Below are 25,116 nucleotides of genomic sequence, written 5' to 3'. Positions count from 1 at the left end.
ATCATGCAGAAGCAAGACAGCATCAATGTTCTGGGCGGCGTGCTCGCGCCTTGCTCGCGCAAACCATTAACCGGTTTCTTTCGCGACGGCGCCTGCAACACCTGCCCCGAGGATCAGGGAAGCCATACGGTCTGCGCCGTGATGACGGCAGAGTTTCTGGCATATTCGAAATATGTCGGAAATGACCTGAGCACACCCCGGCCTGAATTCGATTTTCCTGGGCTCAAGCCTGGTGATCGCTGGTGCTTGTGTGCGGGGCGCTTTTTGCAAGCCCATGACGAGGGATGCGCGCCCAAGGTGCACCTTGAAGCCACGCACCAGAGGGCGCTAGATATCGTACCTCTCCATATTCTAAAAATGCAGCGCGCTGAAGACGAGCACTAGATGGCGATCGCCCGATATCCGCGAGACGTGCGCGACGGCGGCCCGGTTGGAAAGCCATGCTCGGCCTGCAGATCCCAGCCCGAACGCGCGAGCATCTCCGCCACAATATCCGGTCGATAGGTTCGGTGCCGCCATTGGAACCAGATGATCACATTACACCAATGTGGCTTGCTGACAACCAACCAAAGCGTTGCACCCGGTTCAGCCAGATCGCGCATGCGGCGCAAAGCATCTGTCGGATCAACGCAATGCTCCAGAACATGCGCAGCCAACAGGCAGTCAAAACGGGATGCCGGATGGAACTCTTCCAAGCGCGATTGGACAGTCTCGGCGTTTCCACCGCGCCGTTGCAACGCTGACCCTGCCAGTTGCAGCATTCGGGCCGAAGGTTCCAAAAGCGTCACATGCCCTTCGCGCCGGATCACGGCGCGTGCTTCGGCAAAGGCTCCCGTACCGCACCCGATATCCAGTGCGTTACGGCCCAATTCGACCTGCGGGTCCGAGGATAGAAAACCCAGATAGGCATCGAAATACCCCAGCAGACGCATCTTGTCTGCCCAGCCCGGGGCGGCCTGATCGTATTTCTGGTCAAGTCGGTCGGGTCCGGCCTTTGAGGAAACACTGCACATGCAATGCAAACTGGCACAGTTCCTCAAAGGCGCAAAGCCTGTTGGGCCTGATCAGTCCGCTGCGCGACCTTCGGTATCCGACATATCAAAGTTCAGGTACCGTGCGACGGTCTGCACATCCTTATCCCCCCGGCCACACATATTCATGCAGATCAGGTGGTCCTTGGGCAATTCCGGCGCGATTTTCATAACATGCGCCAGCGCATGGCAGGGCTCCAGCGCAGGGATGATACCTTCGGTGGCGCAGCACAACTGGAACGCTTCAAGCGCTTCTTTATCCGTGATCGAGACATAGTTGGCGCGACCGATGTCGTGCAGCCAGGAATGCTCGGGGCCAATGCCAGGATAGTCCAGACCGGCCGAGATCGAATAGCCTTCGAGAATCTGCCCGTCATCATCCTGCAGCAGATAAGTGCGGTTGCCGTGCAGCACGCCCGGACGACCTCCGGTCAATGAGGCGCAATGCTCCATCTTCTCGTTCACGCCCTTGCCGCCCGCTTCAACACCGATGATATTCACATCCTTGTCGTCGAGGAACGGGTAGAACAGGCCCATCGCATTCGAACCACCTCCGATGGCGGCGATGATGGTGTCGGGCAAACGGCCCTCGGCCTTTTGCATCTGTTCCTTGGCTTCCTTGCCGATGATCGACTGAAAGTCGCGCACCATCGCCGGGTAAGGATGCGGGCCAGCAACGGTGCCGATGCAGTAAAAGGTATCGCGCACATTGGTCACCCAGTCGCGCAGAGCGTCATTCATCGCATCTTTCAGCGTACCCCTGCCGGATGTCACCGGAATCACTTCGGCTCCCAGCAGGCGCATACGGAACACGTTCGGGGCCTGACGCTGAACGTCATGGGCACCCATGTAGACAATGCACTTCAGGCCGAACTTGGCGCAGACGGTGGCGGTGGCCACGCCGTGCTGCCCTGCCCCGGTCTCGGCGATGATCCGGGTCTTTCCCATGCGCCGCGCCAGAATGATCTGGCCCAGCACATTGTTGATCTTATGCGCGCCGGTGTGGTTCAGTTCGTCACGCTTCAAGTAAATCTTTGCGCCGCCCAGATGTTCGGTCAGGCGTTCCGCGTAGTAGAGCGGCGAAGGGCGACCCACGTAGTTTGCCCACAGATCGTCCATCTCGGCCCAAAATGTGGGGTCATCCTTGGCTTTGTCATATTCCTCTTCCAGTGACAGGATCAGCGGCATCAGCGTTTCGCTGACAAAGCGCCCGCCGAAGATGCCAAAGCGGCCTTGTTCATCGGGGCCGGACATGAAGGAATTAAAAAGATCGTTGGCCATGGAAGTCTCCCTCGTCGTACCCGATGTTCATAGGAGGTGATGGAGTGATTTGCCATCGCAAAACGTATCATTCCGCCGCCTGAGCGCGCTGTTCCCATACCTGAAGTGCCTGAACTCGACTTGGAACAGCAATGCAGGGAAATTGACAGAACACATTGATATCTGCCAGACGGGTCGACGCGCGTACTACACGGCGATGAGGGCCGGAATGTGCGAATGTCAGCATAGCTTCGACATCATGCCAGACTGTGTATGAAAAATAACAGCCTTGACGCACAAATACCTCGGCATGCAGGCACAGCGCGTCACCGCGTGCCTGCCGCAAGGATTGATGAGCGCGCCAGAAGAACTCGGGCCCGTGATACCATCGTTTAAGTGAAACTCCGCCGATCACTGCCAGCATGCTCTCCCCCATTTTGAGGAGATACGCAGTTTCGTGCTTATCAGATCAACTTGCCGCGTCGATAAAGGCGCGGATCAGCCCGGCATCTTTGACACCCGGAGAGCTTTCGACGCCGGATGAGACATCCACCTGCTGTGCGCCGGTCATTCGCACCGCTTCTGCGACATTGTCAGGGGTCAGACCTCCGGCCAGCATCCATGGCCTACGCCAGTATTTACGACCTGCCAGCAGGCGCCAATCAAAAGACAAACCGTTACCACCAGGCAGCTCCGCGTTTCGCGGTGGCTTTGCGTCGATCAACAGCTGATCCGCCACATCTGAATAGAGATCGATGGCCGCGAGGTCTTCGGCCTCGGCCACACCAATGGCCTTCATTACTGGCAGGCCGAAGTGGTCTCGCACTTGCTGCACACGCTCAGGACTTTCTTTGCCATGCAGTTGCAACATATCCAGAGGCACGATCGAAAGAATGTGGTCCAAATCCTCGTCCGTCGCATTCACTGTCAGCGCCACCTTGGCGACGCCCGCAGGCACCTGCTGTGCCAATGTCGCAGCTGACTGGGGCTCAACATGCCGCGGGGATTTGGGGAAAAACACGAAGCCAACATATCCCGCGCCCGCATCCACAGCAGCGCGCACGTGGTCAGGGGCGGTCAGGCCGCAGATTTTAACTCGGATATCAGCGGGCATCGTAGGGCCTCAGCTTGCCTCATCCAGAATGGCCAGAACATCATCCTGACCTTCATTCTGCTTTTTCTTGAGCTTCTTAACTTCACGCTCAAGCTTGCGCACTTCGCCTTGCTTCACGGTCACATCCTTGCGGTGCTTATGCTCGCGCAGCCATTCCCACAGGAAGCCGATGACCAGGCCGGCAACAACCCCACCCAGCACGACCAGAAACAGCGGCAAGGAGGTTGACAGGTTGAACCCCAGCAACTCGGACAAAGCATCCGGCATAAGCTTAAGTTCAATAATTTGGCGATTGGCCAGCGAAACCGAGACCAGAACGATCCCCAATGCAGCCAGAAAAGCATAACGAATGTAGCGCATCATGAGGCTAGGCTTTACCGTTCAAACGGTCCCTTAGCAACTTGCCAGTTTTGAAAAATGGAACACATTTTTCTTCAACCTGCACAGTCTCACCGGTGCGAGGATTGCGGCCGACACGTGCGTCACGCTTTTTCACCGAAAACGCGCCGAAACCGCGCAGCTCGACACGGTCGCCGCGTGCCATGGCGTCGGTCACTTCTTCAAAAACGGTATTCACGATCCGCTCGACGTCGCGTTGATAGAGATGCGGGTTTTCGTCGGCAATTTTTTGAATCAATTCTGAACGGATCATACGCAATACCCTCCCAGGCGGACGATGTGACAAGCCTATAGTTCTGACAGTATAGGAAAAAACCCGGATCGGGGGAACGGATACTCTGCCAGCAAAGGCGGCATTTTGCGACAATCTCACGCGAATTTTTGCCCGTTGGCCTGATTTCCACACTTCATGCGCGAACGATAGGCAAATTAAGCCGACTATTTGGAAGATATTGATTCGCAACAAAAACGGCCCCGCACCATGGTGCGAGGCCGAATTTCATGTTTGGGATACGCCCCGGACTTAGTCGCCCGACTTCAGTGCTGCACCCAGGATATCGCCCAGCGACGCGCCCGAGTCGGAAGAACCGTACTGTTCCACGGCCTCTTTCTCTTCGGCGATCTCGCGTGCCTTGATCGACAGGCCCAGACGACGGGTCTTGCTGTCGACGTTGGTGACGCGGACGTCGACCTTGTCGCCGACCGAGAAACGCTCGGGGCGCTGCTCAGCACGGTCACGCGACAGGTCCGAACGACGGATGAACGACTTCATGCCTTCGTACTCGACCTCGATGCCGCCATCTTCGATCGCGGTCACTTCGACGGTGATGACCGAACCACGCTTCACGCCGCCCACGGCTTCAGCGAACTTGTCACCGCCCAGGGCTTTGATCGACAGCGAGATACGCTCTTTCTCAACGTCAACTTCCGAGACGACGGCCGAAACCATGTCGCCTTTGCGGTAGTTCTGGATCGCATCTTCGCCACGCTCGTCCCAGGACAGGTCGGACAGGTGAACCATGCCGTCGATGTCGCCTTCGAGGCCAATGAACAGACCGAATTCGGTGATGTTCTTGACTTCGCCTTCGACCTCGGTGCCCTCGGGGTGTGTTTCTGCAAACACTTCCCATGGGTTGCGCTGAGTCTGCTTCAGGCCCAGAGACACGCGACGCTTGGCGCCGTCGATTTCCAGAACCATGACGTCGACTTCCTGGCTGGTCGAAACGATCTTGCCGGGGTGGACGTTTTTCTTGGTCCAGGACATCTCGGATACGTGCACCAGACCTTCGACACCAGCTTCCAGCTCGACGAACGCGCCGTAGTCGGTGATGTTGGTGACGCGACCCTGATGGACCGAGCCCAGCGGGTATTTCGCAGCAACCAGATCCCACGGATCTTCCTGCAGCTGCTTCATGCCCAGGCTGATGCGGTGGGTCTCTTTGTTGATCTTGATGACCTGAACCTTGATGGTTTCGCCGATCGTCAGGATCTCGGACGGGTGGTTCACACGGCGCCATGCCATGTCGGTGACGTGCAGCAGGCCGTCAACGCCGCCCAGATCAACGAATGCACCGTATTCGGTGATGTTTTTGACGACACCCTCGACGGTCTGACCTTCGGACAGGTTGCCGATGACTTCGGCACGCTGTTCGGCACGCGATTCTTCCAGGATGGCGCGACGCGAAACAACGATGTTGCCACGGCGGCGGTCCATTTTCAGAATCTGGAACGGCTGCTTCAGACCCATCAGCGGGCCAGCGTCGCGCACGGGGCGAACGTCAACCTGCGAGCCGGGCAGGAAGGCAACTGCGCCACCCAGATCGACGGTGAAGCCACCTTTGACGCGACCAAAGATTGCACCTTCGACGCGCTGGTCGTCGGCATATGCTTTTTCCAGACGGTCCCATGCCTCTTCACGGCGGGCCATCTCGCGCGAGATGACGGCTTCGCCGCGGGCGTTTTCTGCGGCGCGCAGGTACACTTCGACCTCGTCGCCTACAGCGATTTCAGGGGCTTCGCCGGGATTTGCGAATTCTTTCAGATCAACGCGGCCTTCCATTTTGTAGCCTACGTCGATGATGGCTTGGCCGGCTTCGATCGCCAGAACCTTGCCTTTGACAACAGAACCCTCTTCGGGCGTGTCCATTTCGAAGCTTTCATTCAGGAGGGCTTCGAATTCCTCCATGGATGCGTTAGCCATGTGGCGTTGTTTTCCTTTACATAACGTTTTTGCTGGCCGAGCGGTTGTCTCCGCCGGTCTTGTTTCATGATGCCTGAATGCGTGATCCAGAACGCGCCCGAGCTAACAAACACAAAGGGCCGAGGTTTCCCGGCCCTGCTCAGATACGTCATCCGGACGTTAACCGCCCTTGTTCAGACAGCGCGCGTATAGGCGGATTCCGTGTCATGTGCAAGAGCAAAGCCCTTAAACACTGGCCAATCCCACAAAATCCGAACATCAGGTCCGGGCATCGAAGCAAACGCGATCCGATCCCCGGCCTTCTTTGTCAGTTCTGCCGAATGATACCATGCGGCGCTAGAACAGTTGCAGATCCTTCTTGCCGCTTTGAATCTCAGCGAGGTTTGGCATGTTCTCGATCACCACGGGTGCCGGTTTCGCGCCCGGCATTGCGACAGTCGGCTGCCCCATTGCGGCCTTGCCAAAGGCAGGCTTCTCCAACTCGCCCCGGATATCTCTCAGCAGGGTTTTGTGATCCGGCATGGTCTTGAGGATCTGCGCAAGGTCCATTTTTGCCCCCTTCCACCACTGGAACCAAATCGGTTTCTTCAGCGGTCGCAGACGATCACGGATACCTTCGCCATACCCCGTATCATACACCTGTTTGCCCAGAAGAACCGTCTGATAGACGCGGAAATTGAACAGCGTCGCAAACTCGATATCGTGTTCCATCGGCAGACGATGCTGCCACAGCTCAAGGTTCTCGGCCAACCGATCCGGAATCTTCATCTCGGTGCGGGCGTCGATCCAATATTGATCATCGGTGCGGTTACCCAATCGGTAGTGCAGGCAGATAAAATCCAGTACCTCGTCATAAAGCTTGTTCATCTGCCGGTTATATCGGTTGCGCAGCGCGGGCTCGATATCGCGGGTCGGCAGATGCTCGGCAAACCAGCGGATCGCGTGATCGATCATGTGGATCGCGGTACTTTCAAGCGGTTCGATAAATCCACCAGACAAACCGATCGCCAAGCAGTTCTTAACCCAGGCATTGCGGACACGACCAACACGCATGGGGATCACGCGCGGTGTCAGCCCCTTGCCGCTGTCGCCCAACCACTCAAGATATTCGTCCGCCGCCTGATCATCGGTCCGATGCGCGGATGAATACACATATCCCGTACCTACACGATTGTAGAGCGGCACACGCCACGTCCAACCCGCACCAAGCGCGGTCGAGCGTGTAACGCTTTCGATCTTTTCGGGGTTAGGGTGCTCGATCTGCAAGGCCATGGCGCGGTCGTTGGGCAGATAGTCCGAATAGTCCATGAACGGCTCGCCCAGCGCTTGATTGATGATCAATCCCCGGAAGCCGGTGCAATCTATGACCATCTCAATGTCATGGCGTCCCTTGCGCTCTAACATCAGGTGACTGACATTGCCCTGCTCGTCCAATTCGACCGATTGCACTTCGTCTTGAATATGCTCTACGCCTCGCTTGGCGCAGACCTTTGTTAGCATGCCCGCAAACTTCACGGCATCCAGATGATAAGCATAGCCAAACCGCTGCTCGAATTCAGGTGCACCCAAAGGACGCGCACCCTTGCACAACCGGGCCAGATCATCATGCGGTGAGATTGACTGCGTGAAATCCCGATCCCCGTTACCAAAACGCAGAAAATACTCGGCAGCCTCCAACCCCTCCAGCAATTGACCATGGGCAAACGGGTTTACGTAGTCGATCCGATTGCCCTTGGCGTCGTTGTTCCAATTGCAGAACTTAACTCCCAACTTGAACGATGCGTTGGTTTCGCGGAAGAAATCCCGCTCTGAGATGCCCGCCTGACGGAGCGTGACCGGCATACGCGGCACGGTCGCTTCACCGACACCCACAGTCGAGATGTTGGGGCTTTCGATCAAGCAAATGCGTGGGCGATCCTTGGGTGCTGACGTGCGGGAGAACACCATGTCCAGGATGAGCGCAGTCATCCAACCAGCCGTACCACCACCCACGATGGTGATCTTACGCAAACGATTATTCATATTTTTTGTCCCTGTTGGCTTGGGATTTTGTAGCTGCCTCCCCCTTTTTTTGAGTGTTGGGGATTAACAGCAGCTTTCCCTTATTTAGCTGTGGGAAGACTATAACAGCTTTCAAGCATCCAGCTAGAGCCTATGACACCCATGGTCGCAGGCATATTCGTCATCAGAATTCAGGCTTTGCGCCTACTTTGGACAAGTGTCAGATTTTCTCACCCTTCTTCAGAAGTTCTTCGATCAGCTCACGCTGCAGATCATGGCTGTCGCCCCCTCCGAATTCCGCCGCGCCACCGGTGTACAATGTGCCATAGGTGTTGGCGATATTCACAGTCTGGGCCAGACCCGAGATCAACTGATCCCTTTGCAACAGCGAAAGCGGGTGAATGAACGCAGCCCATAAGGTGCCATTTGCGATCGCATAGCGCGCATCCAGCGTGCTGTCGAAATTTGCCTGCATCATCCGTTGCAAATCGGCTGGCGACAAATCCGCAGCACTGCCGATCGCGACCATCGCCCGCATGCGGTCAGCATTGGTATCGGTGACAACCAGCACCGTCACATCAGATATCGTCAACTCAAACCCCGGCCCGATCGGTTGCGCCTCGGGATCTAGCGCAAAGATGATTTTTCCCAGACGCTCGTAAGTCATCGGAGGTTCGGCCTCGGGCACCGGCGCGTCTGATTGCTGCGCAGCTACGCTACCTGCAAGAAAGAACAAAAACAGGGCTAGTCTGATCATGGGCCACTCCTACGGTTGTCCAACAAGCTTAGGCGGCCATCGGAGAGGTGGCCAAACAAAGCTATGTGAACAGTTTTTGCAAAACGCTCTGATCTTTGGACGATCTGCAAAATCTCATGACCTATCTGCGATTACCCGTCCGAAGAACCTTTTCTAACTTAGTTACATCGGCTTGGGGCGGACCCGAGCCTTGAACCAAAAAGGGAAAGGACCCCTACTATGAAATCGCTCGCACTTACTGCATTAGCCGCAACTCTGGCCCTGGCAGCTCCGGCTTTTGCCGTAGACGAAATCAACGTCTCCAAAGGCCTGTCGGCGGCTGGTGCACCCCTGGCAGCCCATGGCGTCGATCTGGTCGCGCTTGTCAACAATGGCAATCCGGTCGAAGGCTTCGCCAATCATTCGGCGACTTATGACGGCGCATCCTATTACTTCACCAGCGCGGAAAACCTTGAAGCGTTCGAGGCCAATCCGGCGGCTTACTTGCCCCAGCACGGTGGCTATTGTTCGTTCGGGGTGTCGGTTGGCAAAAAGTTCGACGGCGACCCGGATCAGTACCTGATCGCAGACGGCAAGCTGTATCTGTTCCTGAATGCTGATACCCGCGCTGCTTTCCTGAAAGACGTCACCGGCACCGCTAAAACCGCAGATGACCAGTGGACCAACATCAAGAGCATCGCAGTTGGTGAATTGTAGTTAACGGACACCTGTCCGCATCCACTTCAGGCTGCGGGCAGGTTCTGTTCAATTGTTTCGAGCGCCCGTGCCAGCGCGGCCTCAATGCTCAGGTTTGACGTATCAAGCTGCACGGCGTCATCTGCAGGTTTCATCGGTGCGGTGCTGCGATCCGCGTCACGTGCGTCACGCTCTTTGACATCCGCGAGCACCTGTTCGCGTGACACGTCCGCACCTTTGGCCGAAAGCTCAAGATATCGCCGTTCCGCCCGGACTTCGGGGCTGGCGGTGACAAACAGTTTGACCTCAGCGTCTGGGCAAATCACGGTTCCAATATCGCGCCCGTCCAGCACGGCGCCTCCGGCGCGACGGGCAAACCCCCGCTGAAAATCGACGAGTGCGCTTCGGACTTCAGGAATGACCGCAACTTTCGAGGCCGCCTGTGCGATCTCAGCCGTACGCAGATCACCCTGCTGCAATTCTTCTGCTGTCAGGGACCCTGCCGCTGCAACCGGTTCGTCACCTTGCAGCATACGACGCCCCACCGCGCGATAGAGAAGACCGGTATCCAGATGCGCAAACCCGAAATGCGCGGCAACGCCCTTGGAAATCGTCCCCTTGCCCGCCGCCGCAGGGCCGTCGATAGCTACGGTGAATCTCATGTACGCTCGACCTTGGCACCGAGCGCGGCCATCAAAGGCTCAAAAATCGGGAACGACGTTGCGATCGGTCCGCCGTCATCCACCGAAACCGCCTTTTTAGCCCCCATCCCCATGACCATGAACGACATGGCAATGCGGTGGTCCAAGAAGCTTTCGCAGGTCCCACCACCGGGCACACCGCCGATGCCGCGCCCGTCGACTGACCACCATTCGTCACCCTCGTCCACGGTCACACCGTTGGCGCGCAGGCCACGGGCCATTGCGTCGATCCGGTCACTTTCCTTGACGCGCAGCTCTTTCACGCCGCCCATCATTGTTGTGCCGGTCGCATTTGCGGCCACAACAGACAGCACCGGGTATTCATCGATCATCGACGCCGCGCGTTCGGGCGGGACGTTGATCCCCTTCATGTTGGGCGAGTATTTTGCACGCAGATCGGCAACCGGTTCACCCCCCTCTTCGCGCTCGTTTTCGTAGGTCAGATCGGCACCCATTTCGCGCAGCGTGGTGAACAGGCCTGCGCGGGTCGGGTTCAGGCCGATACCGGGGACCAACACGTCCGAGCCCGGTGTGATCAGTGCGGCACAGACGGGGAAGGCCGCACTGGACGGGTCGCGCGGCACGGCGATGACTTGTGGCTTCAGCTCGGGCCGACCGGTCAGCGTAATGACGCGCCCTTCATCCGTGTCCTCGACCGTGATTTCGGCACCAAAGCCCGCAAGCATCCGTTCGGAATGATCGCGGGTCGCTTCCTTCTCGATCACGATGGTCTTGCCGGGAGCGTTCAGCCCTGCCAGCAGAACGGCGGATTTCACCTGCGCCGAAGGCACAGGCACCTCATAGCGCACCGGGGTGGGGTCCGCAGCTCCGACAATGGTCATCGGCAGACGTCCACCGTCTCGGCCGACAGATTGCGTTCCGAACAGCGCCAGCGGATCGGTGACCCGCGCCATCGGACGTTTGTTCAGGCTCGCATCTCCGGTGAAGGTCGCTGTGATCGGAGAAGTCGCCATCGCCCCCATGATCAGGCGCACGCCAGTGCCCGAATTACCACAATCGATTACCTGATCTGGTTCGGAAAAACCACCAACGCCTACGCCATGCACCGACCATTCGCCACCGCCATGATCCGTTACTTCGGCCCCAAAGGCACGCATGGCCTTAGCGGTGTCCAATACGTCCTCGCCTTCCAGCAGGCCCGATATCTTGGTTTCTCCCACAGCCATTGCCCCCAGGATCAGGGACCGGTGCGAGATCGACTTGTCCCCGGGCACCTCTGCGGTGCCTGTCAGCGGGCCGCAAGGCTGCGAAGTCATCGGGATGGGCGTGCCGTGTCCAGACATGGGGGCTCCTGTTTTCGCTATCAGTCCTCAGGCCGATTAGCGAATTGGGGCCGGTTGGTCCAGCGACAATCAGTCTTTGCGGCGGAAGGTCAGGTAATGGGGTGTACGGCCTTCGCGCAGCGCCTTCTGTTCGTAGCGCGTGGAAATCCAGTCATCCCACGGCTCACGCCAGTCGGCGGGGCGCTCGGCCAGCCATTCGAAGCCCGCCCGCGGCACCTCTTCCAGCGTTTGGCGCACATAGTCAGGGATGTCTGTTGCAACGCGAAAAATTGCGCCCGGCTTTAACGCGCGCGCCAAAGGCTCCAGATGTTCAGGTGTGACAAACCGACGGCGGTGATGCCGTGTTTTGGGCCATGGATCGGGATAGAGCAGAAAAGCGCGCGATATGCTGGCTTCAGGCAAAACGTCGAACAAGTCTCGCGCGTCCCCGGGATGTACGGCAAGGTTTTCAACACCGGCCTGACGGATTTTACCCAACAGCATCGCGACACCATTGATATAGGGTTCGGCTCCGATGATGCCGATATCCGGGTTTTGCTGAGCCTGATGCACCAAATGCTCACCGCCGCCAAAGCCGACCTCAAGCCAGACAGGCTTGCCTCTGAATAGACCGTCGAGATCGAGCGGATCGCGTTCAGGATTACCGTCCCAATCCACCGCACCGGGGGACAAGGCAGCAAGGTCTTCCGACAGATAAGTCTTTTGACTGGGCTTCAGGGTTTTGCCCTTAAAGCGGCCATAAAAATTTCTGCGCGGGCGTTGTGGGGTCTTTGTACTCATGGCGCAGCCCTTACTGCGGGGCTGAAATTGTTGCAAGTGGTCGCCGACTTGCAAAAAACGCGCCGAAACCGGCGCGTTTTTCTAATTGTTGATCAGACCGCCTGTTTCAACGCGTCCACCAGATCGGTGCGCTCCCAGCTAAATCCGCCGTCCGCATCGGGTTCACGACCAAAGTGGCCATAAGCAGCGGTCCTCTGATAAATCGGCTTGTTGAGTTGCAGATGTTGGCGAATTCCGCGCGGCGTCAGGTCCATCACCTGCCCAACCGCCCTTTCGATCACTGCATCTGCAATCTGGCCGGTTCCGTGCGTGTCGGCGTAGATCGACAACGGTTTGGATACACCAATCGCATAGCTCAGCTGGATGGTGCAGCGCTCAGCCATGCCTGCGGCCACAACATTTTTAGCCAGATACCGCGCCGCATAAGCCGCCGAGCGGTCCACTTTGGTTGGGTCTTTGCCCGAGAATGCGCCACCACCGTGAGGTGCTGCACCGCCATAAGTGTCGACGATGATCTTGCGACCGGTCAGACCCGCATCACCATCCGGACCGCCGATGACGAACTTGCCGGTGGGATTCACGTGCCATTCGGTTTCGGCGGTCAGCCAGCCGTCAGGGAGGGTTTCACGGATATAGGGCTCGACAATGGCGCGAATATCACCCGAGGTCAGCGCCTCATCCATGTGCTGCGTCGACAGCACGATAGAGCTGACACCGACTGGCGTGCCGTCGCGATAGATAACAGACAACTGTGATTTTGCATCCGGGCCAAGGGCGGGTTCACTGCCATTTTTGCGAACTTCAGCGAGACGGCGAAGGATAGCATGCGAGTATTGGATCGGTGCAGGCATAAGCGCTGGCGTCTCGGTCGTGGCATAGCCGAACATGATGCCCTGATCGCCTGCACCTTCGTCTTTGTTATCGGCAGCATCCACGCCTTGCGCGATATGGGCCGACTGCTCGTGCAACAGGTTCGTCACTTCGACGGTTTCGTGGTGAAACTTGTCCTGCTCGTAGCCGATATCTTTGATACATGCCCGCGCGATATCGTCGATATGCGCCATATAATCATGCAACTTGTCCTGATCCGACAGACCCACTTCACCGCCGATTACCACGCGATCCGTGGTGGCAAAAGTTTCGCAGGCAACGCGGGCCTCGGGTTCTTCGCGCAGGAATGCGTCTAGTACTGCATCGGAAATACGATCGCAGACCTTATCCGGGTGTCCTTCGGAAACGGATTCCGAAGTAAAAGTATAATTCTGTCGGGACATGAATGTGCTCCATTAAGTTTACCCCACCACGTCAGGAAGCCGTTGTGACAGGCGTGCGACCGAATACGCTTAGCGTTTGACAGGGTCAATCGGAATTTGGTCGTTTACGCGCCGGGTGTGTCGCCATAGCAGCGCGAATAGCACCAATAGAGCTACTAATACCGGACTATCACCAATTCGGGAATAAACGGTCGGAGTTTGTGGGCGCGGCAATTCGGCGTCGATAAACCCCGCCTGCCCAAGCACCAGCGCCTCGGTGATCTGCCCCGCTGGGTCAATCATTGCCGAAACTCCGGTATTGGCCGAGCGCAACATCGGCAGGCCTTGTTCGATTGCACGCATCTGCGCCTGGGCGAGGTGCTGATACGGGCCGGAACGCGTTCCGAACCAAGCGTCGTTTGTAATCTGCAAAAGAAAATCCGCACGATCCGGCGCGGATAAAATATCCTGCGTGAAAACCGCCTCGTAACAGATCAGCGGCAGCGCCTTGCCAAGCACGCCTACATCCATCAATGCGGCACCCGGTCCCGCGCTAAAGCCATTCCCTGTGGTTGCGGCCATCCCGTAGATGCCGAACCTTGCCATCACTTCACCAAATGGCACATATTCCCCAAAGGGCACCAAGTGATGTTTATCGTATAGCCCGTCTTGCTGACCCTCCTCATTTAGATAGATCATCGAGTTATAAATCTGCTGCCCATCTGCGCGCTGAATGCCCAGGATCACCGGGGTGCCCTGTGCCGCTTCGCCAATGGCTGAAAGATAGGGCTGTGCGCTGCCCAGCCATGCCGGGACCGAGGTTTCCGGCCAGACGATCAGGTCCGGGCGGGGCTCGGCCGCTGTGAATTCAAGTTGGCGTGCGAAAAACACTGACGCATAGGCAGGATCCCATTTCTGGTGCTGGGGTGCATTGGGTTGAATCAGCCGCACGATATGACCAGAGGGCATGACAGGAGGTCGGTTCGCTGCATAGAGCAAAGCCAAGGCCGCACAGCCTGCGGTCAACGCGATAGGTACAACGATGCCGCTTCGGGTACGATTGCTGAACAAGGCTGCGCCCAATGGCAATGCGGCAAGCAGTGTCAGCGCTCCCAATCCATAAGGGCCGACAAGTGACAGAGTCTGGGCAAACGACGTATCCACCCAAATCTGCGCGATGCCTGCCCAAGGAAATCCGGTCAGAATGTAGCCACGCGCAAACTCGACCAGCGCCAGCGTGACAGACAGCAAAGCCCCCTGCAAGACGGGCGCTCCACCGATGCGTTTCGAAACTCCGAAGGCCAACGCCCAGAACAAGGCCAACCCGCCCGACAAGAAGATCAGAGCAAAAGGGGCCATCCACGCATGGCGTTGGACATCAACCAGAAACGGCTCGATAATCCAGCTTAATGCGTGCGCAAAATAGCCCGTTGCGAAGACCCAACCCAGCAAAACCGCTCGGCGATTTGTCTCAGTGCTCAGATACAACGGCGCTATCAGCACCAGCGACAGCAAGCTTATTGGCCAATATCCCAATGGTGCCTGACCACTGGCCGCTGCGACACCCAACAGCGCCGCCAGCACCAACCGCAGCCAAAAGGGCCACCCCTCGGCAGGGTTCATGCAACAATATCCGGCAGCATGACACGCAACCGTTTTATGCGGCGCGGGTCTGCGTCAATGACCTCGAACTCGGGCCCTTCGGGGTGGCATACAACCTCACCACGCGCCGGAACCCGCCCCGAGAGCATGAAGACCAAACCGCCCAATGTGTCGATCTCTTCTTCGTCTACATCTTCGTGGCTGGTCAGAGAGCGGCCAATCTCGGCCTCGAACTCTTCAAGTGGTACACGCGCCTGAACCACGTAGCAGCCGGGTTTCTCTTGTATCCATAGCTGATCTTCGTCGGCATCATGTTCGTCGGCGATTTCTCCGACAACCTGTTCAATCAGATCTTCGATAGTCAGCAAACCATCGACTCCACCGTATTCATCGATCACCAGAGCCATATGGCGACGTTCTGTCTGCATCTTGGTCAGCAAAACGCCAATTGGCATCGATGGTGGCACGAACAGCAATGTCCGCAGCATCGACCTCAGATCGAACTCGGAGGAGTTGCCGTTAAAGCCATGAGTCAGCGCAAAGTCCCTGAGATGCACAAACCCCAAGGGCGTATCCAAAGTGCCATCGTAAACCGGAATGCGTGACAAGCCGCTGTCGCGGAAAATCTGGACAAGTTCGTCTTTCGGGGTTGTCGAGGGGACCGATACGATTTCGGCTGTTGGGATCGCAACATCTTCGACCCGCATTCTGCGCAGGTTGATCATGCCCCTTGGCTGAGCGCTGACGACCTCTGCCCCGTTTAGCTGGCTGGTCTCTTCGCCCTGAGAAGAAAATACGTCGATGAGTCGAGAAAAAAGCCCGCCTCTCTCGTCGCTGTCATTGCTGCTGTTCTGAGAATGCGCGCCATGCGCCGCCCTAGAACTGCCGTCTGTTTCGCCCATTATCCTGTTCCAAATGATCGGGCAAAGGTGCCCATGTCATACATTATATGGGTCATCTATACCCAGTTTGCCAAGTATCTCGACCTCGACCCTTTCCATCAAAGTGGCGTCGAGGTCACGAATGTGATCATACCCCAGCAAATGTAGTGTACCGTGAACGATCAGATGCGTCACGTGATCGTCGGTGCTTTTGCCGGCTTCAGCTGCTTCGCGCGCGCAGGTGTCATAAGAGATCGCAATGTCGCCCAGCACGATTTCGCCAGTAAAGTCAGGTTGCGGAGCCGGCGGAGTGTCTCCCGCCCGATCCGGGGCCAGTTCTTCGGCAGGCCAGCTGAGGACGTTGGTCGGCGTGGATTTTTCACGAAATTCAGCATTCAACTCAACGATCCGTGCATCATCGCAGCCCAGCAAGCTGATCTCGCATTGATCCGCCTCAAGATCGCAATACTCAAGAACAGCAGCAATTGCGCGCGTGGCCAAAGGCTCCAGCCCGCGCCAGCGATCATCCTCAAGCGTGATTTCCAGATTCATACCTTTGGCTCCGAGCCCAGCTTCAATCGGCGCCTTGAAAGTTAACCGGTTTCGCGCCCCGCATCGGCCTCATACGCCTCGATAATGGCGGCGACAAGCGGATGGCGGACGACATCTTTCGAGGTGAAATAGTTGAAGCTGATATTCGGGATCGTTTTCAGCAACCGTTCGGCATCCTTGAGACCCGACTGCACACCGCGCGGCAGATCAACCTGAGACCGGTCGCCGGTAATAACCATCCGGCTACCTTCACCAAGCCGGGTCAGGAACATCTTCATCTGCATCGTTGTGGCATTCTGCGCCTCGTCCAGCACCACAAATGCATTTGCCAGCGTACGACCGCGCATGAAGGCAAGCGGAGCAATCTCGATCCGCTTTTCTTCGATCAGCTTGGCAAGTTGCTTTCCGGGCAGGAAATCATTCAGCGCGTCATAAAGCGGCTGCATGTAGGGATCGACCTTATCCTTCATGTCACCGGGCAGGTAACCGAGCTTTTCACCGGCCTCGACCGCCGGACGGCTGAGAATGATGCGGTCAACGTGCCCGCCAATGAACATGGACACCCCGACCGCAACGGCCAGATAGGTTTTGCCGGTGCCCGCGGGACCAATGCCAAAGGCCAGTTCGTTGTTGAACAGCGACTGCACATAGGCCTTCTGGGCGTCGGTGCGCGGCTCGACCAGTTTTTTGCGTGTCTTGATCTCGACCGTGCCACCCTTGAACATCTCAAGCTGGTCACCATCGCGCGTGCCAGTTCCGACCTCGGAATTGCCCATGCGCAACTCGCGGTCGACATCTGCGGCTTCCACATCACGCCCACCTTCGAGCCGTGTATAGAGGGCCTGTAGAACCTCAATCGCCTGCTTTTGCGAATCCTCGTCGCCCAGCACGACAAGCTGATTGCCGCGTCGCACAATCTGCACCGAGAGCTTCTGTTCGATATCGGTCAAGTTGCGGTCATACTCTCCGCACAAATCGATCAATAATCTGTTGTCTGGAAATTCAACAAGCGCCTCACGCTGGGGCATGTCATCTTGCGGTGGGGTCAGGGCACCGATGGCCAATCCGTTCTCCTGTCTTGGCGGTTCACCTTGAGCGTAGACAAACTGAAGAGGTAGACGCAAGCGGCAGTTTCAAAATTTGCACACCTCATGACAAATGCGCCGATGAACGCTGAAACAGCCAACTTTAAACGCCAATCGCGCGGATATCAGAATGTATAGTTCAACCCGATCCGCAGTCCGCGATAGCTTGGCGTCGATTTGGTCGAGAATGACGGACCCAGTTCGACCGTTTTTGATTCGAACTGCAGATACTCGATCTCGCCGGTGATCGACCAATTTTCGTTCAGTTTGTGTTCAGCGCCCAAGCTGGCCGAGAAACCTTGTCGGCGGTCCTCGCTCTCAAATCGGCTTGTCCCGCTTGCATCAGTTAGTGAGCCTGACGTGGTGATATCGCCGCGGACATAACCCACAGTCACGAAATAGAGGACACTGCCGCTGCGGTTGGTAAGCCCGTTCCGCAGGCGGATGGACAATACATCCGAGATCGCGGATCTGCCGCTGACCTCTGCCCCACCGGATCGGGACGAGGTGATGTCATCGAGCGTGCCAAAGTCATAGCCGACTTCCAGCCCATACACATAGTCGCGCCCACCTCTGGCTGGCAGAATGCCGCGCCAGCCACCGCGAAAACCTGCGAAATTTCCGCTTGGCTTAAGGTCGCCCGCAGCAAACGTGTCTCCGTCGTTCACGCGCAGGCCAAACTCGTCCGAACCGCCCGAGGCATGTCCGGCGCTGACCCCCAGATAGAACGCATTGACGTCGCGCGCGAAACGCTGAGACGAGATTACGTCGGGCTCAGTGACTTCCCCGACGACATCGCCGGCCAAAGTCGGGGCAGCGCAAGATAGAAACACGACAGTCGCCGACAAAACACGGGAAAGGTTTACACTCGGAAAACGTATCCAGCTCACTACTCGTACCCTCCGCAAAGGCGGGCCGTCAGGCGGGGTCGGTGCGTTTGTCGACACCCAAAATTCGGCCCAGAAAAATCTAGCCTTCCTCGGAACATAGTTCCAAGCCATAAATCAAGGGTTAAATTTCAAGGCGAAAACCCTTTGCGGGCCAGCCACAAGGGATCAGACCAACGCACCACCCAGCGAGTTCGCGCCAGACGATTTTATCCTTACCTTACGTAAGTCGCCGCTCGCGATATCAGCGTCAGCGACGTGAACCGCATGCAGATACTCGGATTTTCCAACCATCTGGCCCGGTTGCCGCCCAGGCTTTTCAAACAGGACATTAACTGTCTTTCCGACCATCGAGTCCTGAATCTCGCGCTGGTGGCGCGTGATCAACCCTTGCAAGCGCCGCAGGCGTGCATCCGCCACTTCGGCCTCGACCTGTGGCCGTTCTGCTGCAGGTGTGCCGGGTCGCGTCGAGTATTTGAAGGAATAGGCGTAGCCGTATTTGACCTCTTCGACCAAATCCAGAGTGGCCTGAAAATCCTCTTCCGTCTCTTCCGGGAAGCCCACGATGAAATCGCCGGACATCAGAATATCGGGGCGCGCTTCTCGGATACGCTCGATCAATCGCAGATAGCTTTCAGCCGTATGGCTGCGGTTCATCCGCTTCAGAATTTTGTCCGACCCCGACTGCACCGGCAAATGCAGATATGGCATCAACTTCTCACAGGTGCCATGCGCTTCGATCAGCGCATCATCCATGTCGTTCGGGTGCGAGGTGGTAAAGCGTATGCGCTCTAGCCCGTCGACCTTGTTCAATTCCCAGATCAGACCGGCAAGGGTCATGTCTCCGTCCGGTCCAGCCCCGTGATAGGCATTGACGTTCTGCCCCAGCAGCGTGATCTCACGCACACCGCGCTCAACCAGATCGCGGGCCTCACGCAGGATGCGATCTGCCGGGCGGCTGACCTCGGCCCCGCGTGTATAGGGCACAACGCAGAAGGCACAGAACTTGTCACACCCCTCCTGCACGGTCAGAAATGCCGTCGGTCCGCGCTTGGCCTTGGGGCGGTTCTTGAGCTTTTCGAATTTGTCTTCTTCGGGGAACTCGGTATCAAGCGCCTTTTCACCCGCGCGCGTCTTCGCCTCCATCTCGGGCAGGCGATGATAGCTTTGCGGCCCCACCACCAGATCGACAAGCGGCTGGCGGCGGATGATTTCCTCGCCTTCGGCCTGAGCGACGCAACCCGCGACACCGATTTTAAGGTCCGGCTTTTCCGCCTTGAGGCCCTTGAAACGGCCCAGTTCGGAATAGACTTTCTCAGCTGCCTTTTCTCGAATGTGGCACGTATTGAGCAGGATCATATCCGCATCATCGGGCGATTTGGTCTCGACATAGCCCTGTCCGCCCAGCGCTTCGGCCATGCGTTCGCTGTCATAGACGTTCATCTGACAGCCATAGGTCTTGATAAACAGCTTTTTCGGTTCAGACATGGGTTGGCCTTTGCAGTCGCTGGATCGGCGTCGTCTATACGTATCGAACGCCGCTTGCAATGCTGGCGCAATTACCCGAATTTGGCGGGAATTTCCAGCAAGGCGGCAACGAAACCAACGATGCAGTACGAATCCCTTGATCACCTTCTGAATTCCGATCGGTCGATCCTGAGCAAGGGACCCGTGGCACTGATATTTGCCGAAGATGATGTCGAGCTAGAAGGGACGCTGCACCATCATTTGAAGCTGGGGTTCAAATCCGTGATCACATTCCTGCCCCAGGAATTCACGCTGGATGAAGCGCTGGAGGAAAGGGTTCATCGAGTGACGATGACCTGCGCGCCCAGAACCGTCGTATTTGAGGCCGTCAATCGGATCATTCAGGCGGCTCAGGGTGCATGGGTATACTACTGCTACAACTCTGAATATCTGTTCTACCCTTTCTGCGAGACCCGCTCGGTCGGAGAGTTACTGGCCTTCCATTCTGAAGAACGGCGCCAGGCCATGCTGACCCATGTGATCGATCTTTATGCGAATGATCTGACGGCCTATCCAAACGGAGTGGCCCCCGATCACGCAATGCTGGACAAGACCGGATACTACGCCCACACGCGGCATGACGCATCTGGCAAGCCGCTAGAGCGGCAACTGGATATGTCTGGTGGTCTGCGCTGGCGGTTCGAAGATCATATCCCGTATGAACGGCGCCGTATCGATCGGATTTCGCTGTTCAAAGCAAAACCCGATCTGAAACTTCTGCCTGATCACACTTTCAATGAGCCGGAATACAACACCTACGCCTGCCCGTGGCACAACAACCTGACCGCCGCGATCTGTTCGTTCCGGGCGGCCAAAGCATTGAAGACGAACGCCGGATCGACGTTCGATATCTCCAACTTCTGCTGGAACCATTCAACTCCGTTCGAGTGGGATTCGCGCCAACTGCTGGATCTGGGCCTGATCGAAACGGGTCAATGGTTCTAGGTTCTAACGCTGCAATAGAATCGGGAACCAGTCCTCGCGCAGCCTTTGCCCCGGCACCATTTCATGTCCCGGAAATGGCGGCGAAGTCCGGCCTGGACGCTCGACATAACGTGCATCATCACCAACCAATCGCAGCGAAAATGCCCTGCGTCGGCTATCGGAAGTATTGCCTCGGGCCCCGTGTAGTGTGCGATAATTGAAGGCCACTGCGTCACCGGGCTCCATTTCAAATTCTACAATCTTCATCCCTTCGGCATCTGGGTCCGGAATCGGCATGTACTGCCCCTCGTCGGGGAAGAAACCTTCTTCCGAGACCCAGCGGGTAGGCAGCACTTCTTTTTCCCAGCGGTGCGAACCGGCAACGCAGCGCAAGGTCGCTTGTTTCACCGGGTCCAACGGTGACCAGAAGCTGATATTCTTTTGACCATCAACAAAATAGTACGGCCCATCCTGATGCCACGGCGTTGCCATTGAGGTTCCGGGTTCCTTCACCAGAACATGGTCATGGAACATCTGCACAGATTGCGACTGCATGAGGTCGGCCGCTACTTCAGCAGCAGGAGATTTTTCGATCACTTCACGAAACTGCGGGATACGGGACCAGTTGCAATAGTCGTCAAAAAAACGGCCGGTTTCGCCATCTTTCCTGTTCTCCGAAGCATAAGGACCCGGCTCGGCCATATTCGCGGCAACCCCGGCCCGTAGGGTTTCAATATGATCGGCGAACAGGCCTTTGACCAACACAACGCCGTCCGTCTGGAAGTTGTCCATCATGGCCTGAGAAACAAGAGGGTGAGTCATCGCGGTCTCCTTAGATTTGTCGCCCGATCTGCGCATGAATAAGACATCTGTTCAAATCATATCTTTCAATTTAGGTATTAACTCTATGTTATATCTCACTCTGCGCCAGTACGAATATGTTTGCGCCATCGGTCGGCATGGCAGCCTGTCTGCTGCGGCACAACGCCTAAATGTATCGCAACCTGCCTTGTCCAATGCGCTGACCCGGGTCGAATCACGTTTGGGATATCCACTGTTTGCCCGAAGACGGGGTGCCGCGATGGCGCTGACCCCGCAGGGCCGCAAATTCATCGAAGAGGCCGAGGCCTTGTTGAAGCGAGCAGCGCTTTTGGAACAGTCAAAGCAGCCGATAACCGGCGAGCGCCGATTGCGCCTGGGATGCTTTGTCGATCTGGCACCCTTTCTTCTGGCCCAATCTCTGCACCGCCTGCAAGAAGCTTTGCCCGACGTCGTCCTGACACACGGGGTTGAGACGTTCGAAGGCCTGATTTCCGACCTGATCGATGGCAGATACGATTTTGCACTCACCTATGACCTCGGCATGGATGCCGGTTTTTCTTGCAAGAAGTTGTTCGACAGCACCCCACACGCACTGCTTTCACCTGATCATACACTAGCGGCGGCCAAGCAAGTAACCCTGACCGAGCTTGCGTCATATCCACTGATTCTGTCTAAAGAGGGTTTGTCTGCACAGCATGTACTCGCGCTTTTCAGACGCAAAGGTCTGAACCCCACAATCTCGCATCGAGCGGAATCATTGGAGCTTTCACGTAGTCTGGCCGCTCATGGGGAAGGCATCGGGATAAGTTATACCAGCCCTAAAAACGGCTTCAGTTATGATCAGGTCCGCGTGATAAGCCTGCCGATCACCGATCCAGACGCAACCGAATCTGTTGTATTGGCACGGCATGGCACGGGGCCGACAGATCCGATGATCACGCAGGCTGAGCATGCGTTGGTTACGTTGTTATGTAAGGATTAGAGGTTACTTCTTCCGCAGGCGGATCACCACATCGACCGATGCGATTTCGACGCCTTCAGGAGCTTCCGGCAATTGTTGGATTACCAATTGATCGGATGGTGCATCGCTCAGACGGCTTTCGTCTTCCCAATAGAAATGCGGATGGTCATGCGTGTTGGTGTCGAAATAGCTTTTGGACCCGTCAACAGTGATCTCTTGAAGCACCCCGGCATCGCAAAACGCCCGCAATGTGTTGTATACGGTCGCCAGCGAAACCGCGTCACCTTTGGCTTTTGCGGATTCAAACAGGCTTTCCGCTGTCACATGACGATGCAGACCGTCGCCCACAAGCAATTCGGCCAAAGCAACCCTTTGGCGCGTGGGGCGCAAACCTGCGTCAACCAACCAATTTGCAGCGATCTCACGGCTCTGAGGTGTCATGAATCCGATACCTGTGTTTTGCTGCCCTTAATATAAGTGCGCCCTGCCTGCAATTTCAAATGAAATTCATTCGCAAAGAATATTGTAGTCACAACAAGATATGGAGTGCTGGTCTTGCAGGACCTTGCATACGGGTGATAGACGAGGCCAGATGTAATAAACGGACCCAGGCAGGAGAGGCGGCAGAATGGCCCAATTCCCGAGCAGTTTTGACAAGGACGATCTGCTGAAATGCGCCCGCGGCGAACTATTTGGGCCTGGCAACGCGCAGTTGCCGGCTCCGCCGATGTTGATGATGGACCGCATTACCGAGATTTCCGGCGACGGTGGAGCGCATGGCAAGGGTCATGTGCTGGCCGAATTCGATATCACACCTGACCTTTGGTTCTTTGACTGCCATTTCCCCGGCAATCCGATCATGCCCGGCTGTCTGGGCCTGGACGGTTTGTGGCAACTGACCGGCTTCAACCTCGGCTGGCGCGGCTGGCAAGGACGTGGCATGGCCGTTGGCGTCGGAGAGGTCAAGTTGACCGGCATGGTGCGCCCAGACCGGAAGATGCTGACCTATAAGATTGATTTCAAAAAGGCGATCCAGACGCGCCGCCTGACCATGGGTGTGGCAGATGGCATCGTCGAAGCCGATGGCGAATTGATATACGACGTCAAGGATATGAAGGTCGTTCTGTCAGACGCCTGAGCCTGACCGGCCGCAATAAGGAGTACGCACATGCGTCGAGTAGTCGTCACCGGTCTGGGGGTTGTGTCCTCGATCGGGAACAATGCCGAAGAGGTGCTCGCCTCGCTCAAAGCAGGCAAATCCGGCATCGTAGCAAGCGAACAGATGGTCGAGCGCGGCTTTCGCAGCCAGATCGCCGGTTCGCTGAAAATCGATGTGGCCGATCACGTGGACAAGCGGACCCTGCGGTTCATGGGTCCGGGTGCTGCCTATGCCCATATCGCGATGAATCAGGCCATCGCGGACGCCGGGCTGACCGAAGATCAGGTGGTCAATCCGCGCACAGGTCTGGTGGCAGGTTCGGGTGGACCATCGACCAGCGCGATGTTGACTGCGCACCAAACCGTGCTGAAAACCGGCGCAACCAAACGGATCGGCCCGTTTGCAGTGCCAAAGTGCATGTGTTCGACGATTTCTGCGAACTTGGCGACCGCGTTCAAAATCAAAGGTATCAACTACTCGATCACCTCGGCCTGCTCGACCTCGCTGCACTGCATCGGCAATGCGGCTGAACAGATCATGCTGGGAAAGCAGGATGTGATGTTCGCAGGTGGAGGAGAAGAGCTGGACTGGACCCTGTCCTGCCTGTTCGACGCGATGGGTGCGATGTCGTCCAAGTACAACGACACACCTGATAAAGCCTCGCGCGCATTCGATCAGAACCGCGACGGATTTGTGATTTCCGGCGGTGGCGGCATCGTGGTTCTGGAAGACCTCGAGCATGCGCTGGCGCGCGGTGCGAAAATCTATGCCGAAGTAACCGGCTATGCCGCGACATCTGATGGGCACGACATGGTGGCACCATCCGGCGAAGGCGGCGAGCGCGCGATGCGTCTGGCGCTGTCGACCGTGCCCGAAGGCCGCAAGGTCGGCTATATCAATGCCCACGGCACCTCGACCCCAGTGGGCGACGTCGGAGAAGTCGAAGCCGTACGCCGTATCTTTGGTGAAGGCAGTGTGCCTCCGATTTCATCGACAAAATCGATGACCGGTCACGCGCAAGGCGCAGCGGGGGCGCTTGAGGCGATCTTCTGCCTGCTCATGCTGGAACATGATTTCATTACTCCGTCGATCAATGTCGACACACTTGCCGACGGCATCCTGCCCGGTGAAATTGCAACTCAAGTGGTTGAAAACGCAGGCTTGGACAGCGTGATGACCAATAGCTTCGGCTTTGGCGGCACCAACGGATCCATGGTTCTGTCGAAGTATAACGGGTGAAC

The 25,116-nt window shown here is 57.0% G+C and carries 27 protein-coding genes and 1 riboswitch; of the genes, 6 read left to right on the top strand and 21 right to left on the bottom strand.

Annotated elements, in window-relative coordinates:
* Positions 1–3: 3 nt before the first annotated feature.
* Positions 4–384 carry a DUF2237 family protein gene (locus ACR0A1_RS00410; RefSeq protein WP_170397502.1) on the top strand — a complete coding sequence of 127 codons (381 nt, stop codon included), beginning with the start codon at positions 4–6 and terminating at the stop codon, positions 382–384.
* On the opposite strand, the gene ACR0A1_RS00405 is transcribed toward ACR0A1_RS00410, so the two are convergent.
* From ACR0A1_RS00405 to ACR0A1_RS00365, 9 genes are all read right to left on the bottom strand, one after another.
* A complete protein-coding gene (locus ACR0A1_RS00405) occupies positions 381–1,013 on the bottom strand; it encodes a class I SAM-dependent methyltransferase (protein ID WP_170511326.1) in 633 nt (210 codons plus the stop codon). The two genes, ACR0A1_RS00410 and ACR0A1_RS00405, sit on opposite strands and share 4 nt — an antisense overlap.
* A 51-nt stretch (positions 1,014–1,064) precedes the next feature.
* On the bottom strand, positions 1,065–2,312 hold the full coding sequence (trpB, locus tag ACR0A1_RS00400) for a tryptophan synthase subunit beta (protein ID WP_170397508.1): 1,248 nt from the start codon (positions 2,310–2,312) through the stop codon (positions 1,065–1,067).
* 67 nt (positions 2,313–2,379) lie between these two features.
* Entirely contained in the window at positions 2,380–2,715 is a 336-nt protein-coding gene (locus tag ACR0A1_RS00395; protein WP_170397511.1) for a hypothetical protein, read from the bottom strand.
* Positions 2,716–2,760: 45 nt separating this feature from the next.
* The gene (locus ACR0A1_RS00390; RefSeq protein WP_480865810.1) at positions 2,761–3,405 is read right to left on the bottom strand and encodes a phosphoribosylanthranilate isomerase; all 645 of its coding nucleotides are present in this window, start codon (positions 3,403–3,405) and stop codon (positions 2,761–2,763) included.
* A gap of 9 nt (positions 3,406–3,414) precedes the next feature.
* Positions 3,415–3,765: a lipopolysaccharide assembly protein LapA domain-containing protein gene (locus tag ACR0A1_RS00385; protein ID WP_480866849.1), complete on the bottom strand. Its 351-nt coding sequence runs from the start codon at positions 3,763–3,765 to the stop codon at positions 3,415–3,417.
* A gap of 7 nt (positions 3,766–3,772) precedes the next feature.
* On the bottom strand, positions 3,773–4,057 hold the full coding sequence (gene ihfB, locus ACR0A1_RS00380) for an integration host factor subunit beta (protein ID WP_050603110.1): 285 nt from the start codon (positions 4,055–4,057) through the stop codon (positions 3,773–3,775).
* Positions 4,058–4,327: 270 nt separating this feature from the next.
* Positions 4,328–6,004 carry a 30S ribosomal protein S1 gene (gene rpsA, locus ACR0A1_RS00375; protein ID WP_039532111.1) on the bottom strand — a complete coding sequence of 559 codons (1,677 nt, stop codon included), beginning with the start codon at positions 6,002–6,004 and terminating at the stop codon, positions 4,328–4,330.
* A 336-nt stretch (positions 6,005–6,340) separates the two neighbouring features.
* Positions 6,341–8,026, bottom strand: coding sequence for a tryptophan halogenase family protein (locus ACR0A1_RS00370; protein WP_170404526.1), 1,686 nt, complete (start codon positions 8,024–8,026; stop codon positions 6,341–6,343).
* A gap of 199 nt (positions 8,027–8,225) precedes the next feature.
* Positions 8,226–8,762 carry a hypothetical protein gene (locus tag ACR0A1_RS00365; protein WP_480865808.1) on the bottom strand — a complete coding sequence of 179 codons (537 nt, stop codon included), beginning with the start codon at positions 8,760–8,762 and terminating at the stop codon, positions 8,226–8,228.
* A 219-nt stretch (positions 8,763–8,981) separates the two neighbouring features.
* On the opposite strand from ACR0A1_RS00365, the gene ACR0A1_RS00360 reads away from it, so the two are divergent.
* Complete coding sequence (locus ACR0A1_RS00360; protein WP_480865806.1) at positions 8,982–9,458, top strand: YHS domain-containing (seleno)protein; 477 nt, start codon at positions 8,982–8,984, stop codon at positions 9,456–9,458.
* 26 nt (positions 9,459–9,484) lie between these two features.
* On the opposite strand, the gene cmk is transcribed toward ACR0A1_RS00360, so the two are convergent.
* The 10 genes from cmk to miaB form a co-directional block, all read right to left on the bottom strand.
* Positions 9,485–10,099, bottom strand: a complete 615-nt coding sequence (cmk, locus tag ACR0A1_RS00355; RefSeq protein WP_480705644.1) for a (d)CMP kinase — start codon at positions 10,097–10,099, stop codon at positions 9,485–9,487.
* Positions 10,096–11,442 (bottom strand): 3-phosphoshikimate 1-carboxyvinyltransferase, encoded by a 1,347-nt coding sequence (gene aroA / locus ACR0A1_RS00350; RefSeq protein ID WP_480865804.1) that lies wholly within the window; start codon positions 11,440–11,442, stop codon positions 10,096–10,098. The genes cmk and aroA overlap by 4 nt, the downstream gene beginning before the upstream one ends.
* Before the next feature lie 69 nt (positions 11,443–11,511).
* Positions 11,512–12,222 carry a tRNA (guanosine(46)-N7)-methyltransferase TrmB gene (gene trmB, locus ACR0A1_RS00345; protein ID WP_170511316.1) on the bottom strand — a complete coding sequence of 237 codons (711 nt, stop codon included), beginning with the start codon at positions 12,220–12,222 and terminating at the stop codon, positions 11,512–11,514.
* A 92-nt stretch (positions 12,223–12,314) separates the two neighbouring features.
* Positions 12,315–13,496: a methionine adenosyltransferase gene (gene metK, locus ACR0A1_RS00340; protein ID WP_223117644.1), complete on the bottom strand. Its 1,182-nt coding sequence runs from the start codon at positions 13,494–13,496 to the stop codon at positions 12,315–12,317.
* Positions 13,497–13,501: 5 nt separating this feature from the next.
* Positions 13,502–13,550: riboswitch (SAM-SAH riboswitch) on the bottom strand.
* A gap of 15 nt (positions 13,551–13,565) precedes the next feature.
* The gene (gene lnt / locus ACR0A1_RS00335; protein ID WP_480865802.1) at positions 13,566–15,098 is read right to left on the bottom strand and encodes an apolipoprotein N-acyltransferase; all 1,533 of its coding nucleotides are present in this window, start codon (positions 15,096–15,098) and stop codon (positions 13,566–13,568) included.
* A complete protein-coding gene (locus ACR0A1_RS00330; protein WP_170397541.1) occupies positions 15,095–15,979 on the bottom strand; it encodes a hemolysin family protein in 885 nt (294 codons plus the stop codon). Before ACR0A1_RS00330 ends, lnt begins: the two co-directional genes overlap by 4 nt.
* Positions 15,980–16,015: 36 nt before the next feature.
* A complete protein-coding gene (ybeY, locus tag ACR0A1_RS00325; RefSeq protein WP_170511310.1) occupies positions 16,016–16,510 on the bottom strand; it encodes an rRNA maturation RNase YbeY in 495 nt (164 codons plus the stop codon).
* A gap of 41 nt (positions 16,511–16,551) precedes the next feature.
* Positions 16,552–17,574, bottom strand: a complete 1,023-nt coding sequence (locus ACR0A1_RS00320; protein WP_170404555.1) for a PhoH family protein — start codon at positions 17,572–17,574, stop codon at positions 16,552–16,554.
* A gap of 146 nt (positions 17,575–17,720) precedes the next feature.
* Positions 17,721–18,485: an outer membrane protein gene (locus tag ACR0A1_RS00315; RefSeq protein WP_170511305.1), complete on the bottom strand. Its 765-nt coding sequence runs from the start codon at positions 18,483–18,485 to the stop codon at positions 17,721–17,723.
* A 165-nt stretch (positions 18,486–18,650) separates the two neighbouring features.
* Entirely contained in the window at positions 18,651–19,970 is a 1,320-nt protein-coding gene (gene miaB / locus ACR0A1_RS00310; RefSeq protein WP_480865799.1) for a tRNA (N6-isopentenyl adenosine(37)-C2)-methylthiotransferase MiaB, read from the bottom strand.
* A gap of 120 nt (positions 19,971–20,090) precedes the next feature.
* Here miaB and ACR0A1_RS00305 point away from each other — a divergent pair, with 120 nt between their 5' ends.
* Complete coding sequence (locus tag ACR0A1_RS00305) at positions 20,091–20,954, top strand: hypothetical protein (RefSeq protein ID WP_480865798.1); 864 nt, start codon at positions 20,091–20,093, stop codon at positions 20,952–20,954.
* Between the two features lie 3 nt (positions 20,955–20,957).
* On the opposite strand, the gene ACR0A1_RS00300 is transcribed toward ACR0A1_RS00305, so the two are convergent.
* Positions 20,958–21,755 carry a phytanoyl-CoA dioxygenase family protein gene (locus ACR0A1_RS00300; protein WP_480865796.1) on the bottom strand — a complete coding sequence of 266 codons (798 nt, stop codon included), beginning with the start codon at positions 21,753–21,755 and terminating at the stop codon, positions 20,958–20,960.
* Positions 21,756–21,840: 85 nt separating this feature from the next.
* Between ACR0A1_RS00300 and ACR0A1_RS00295 the strand changes: the two genes are divergently transcribed.
* Complete coding sequence (locus ACR0A1_RS00295) at positions 21,841–22,737, top strand: LysR family transcriptional regulator (RefSeq protein ID WP_480865794.1); 897 nt, start codon at positions 21,841–21,843, stop codon at positions 22,735–22,737.
* Positions 22,738–22,740: 3 nt separating this feature from the next.
* On the opposite strand, the gene irrA is transcribed toward ACR0A1_RS00295, so the two are convergent.
* Positions 22,741–23,157 carry an iron response transcriptional regulator IrrA gene (gene irrA / locus ACR0A1_RS00290; protein ID WP_170397577.1) on the bottom strand — a complete coding sequence of 139 codons (417 nt, stop codon included), beginning with the start codon at positions 23,155–23,157 and terminating at the stop codon, positions 22,741–22,743.
* A 187-nt stretch (positions 23,158–23,344) separates the two neighbouring features.
* Here irrA and fabA point away from each other — a divergent pair, with 187 nt between their 5' ends.
* Together fabA and fabB are read left to right on the top strand one after the other, a co-directional pair.
* On the top strand, positions 23,345–23,854 hold the full coding sequence (fabA, locus tag ACR0A1_RS00285) for a bifunctional 3-hydroxydecanoyl-ACP dehydratase/trans-2-decenoyl-ACP isomerase (RefSeq protein WP_039538618.1): 510 nt from the start codon (positions 23,345–23,347) through the stop codon (positions 23,852–23,854).
* Positions 23,855–23,884: 30 nt separating this feature from the next.
* Positions 23,885–25,114, top strand: coding sequence for a beta-ketoacyl-ACP synthase I (gene fabB / locus ACR0A1_RS00280; protein WP_480865792.1), 1,230 nt, complete (start codon positions 23,885–23,887; stop codon positions 25,112–25,114).
* The last annotated feature ends 2 nt before the right edge of the window (positions 25,115–25,116 follow it).

Source organism: Ruegeria sp. D6, from assembly GCF_056534365.1.
Note: the sequence above shows the minus strand (reverse complement) of the source record. Positions and strands in the feature narration are given on the sequence as shown.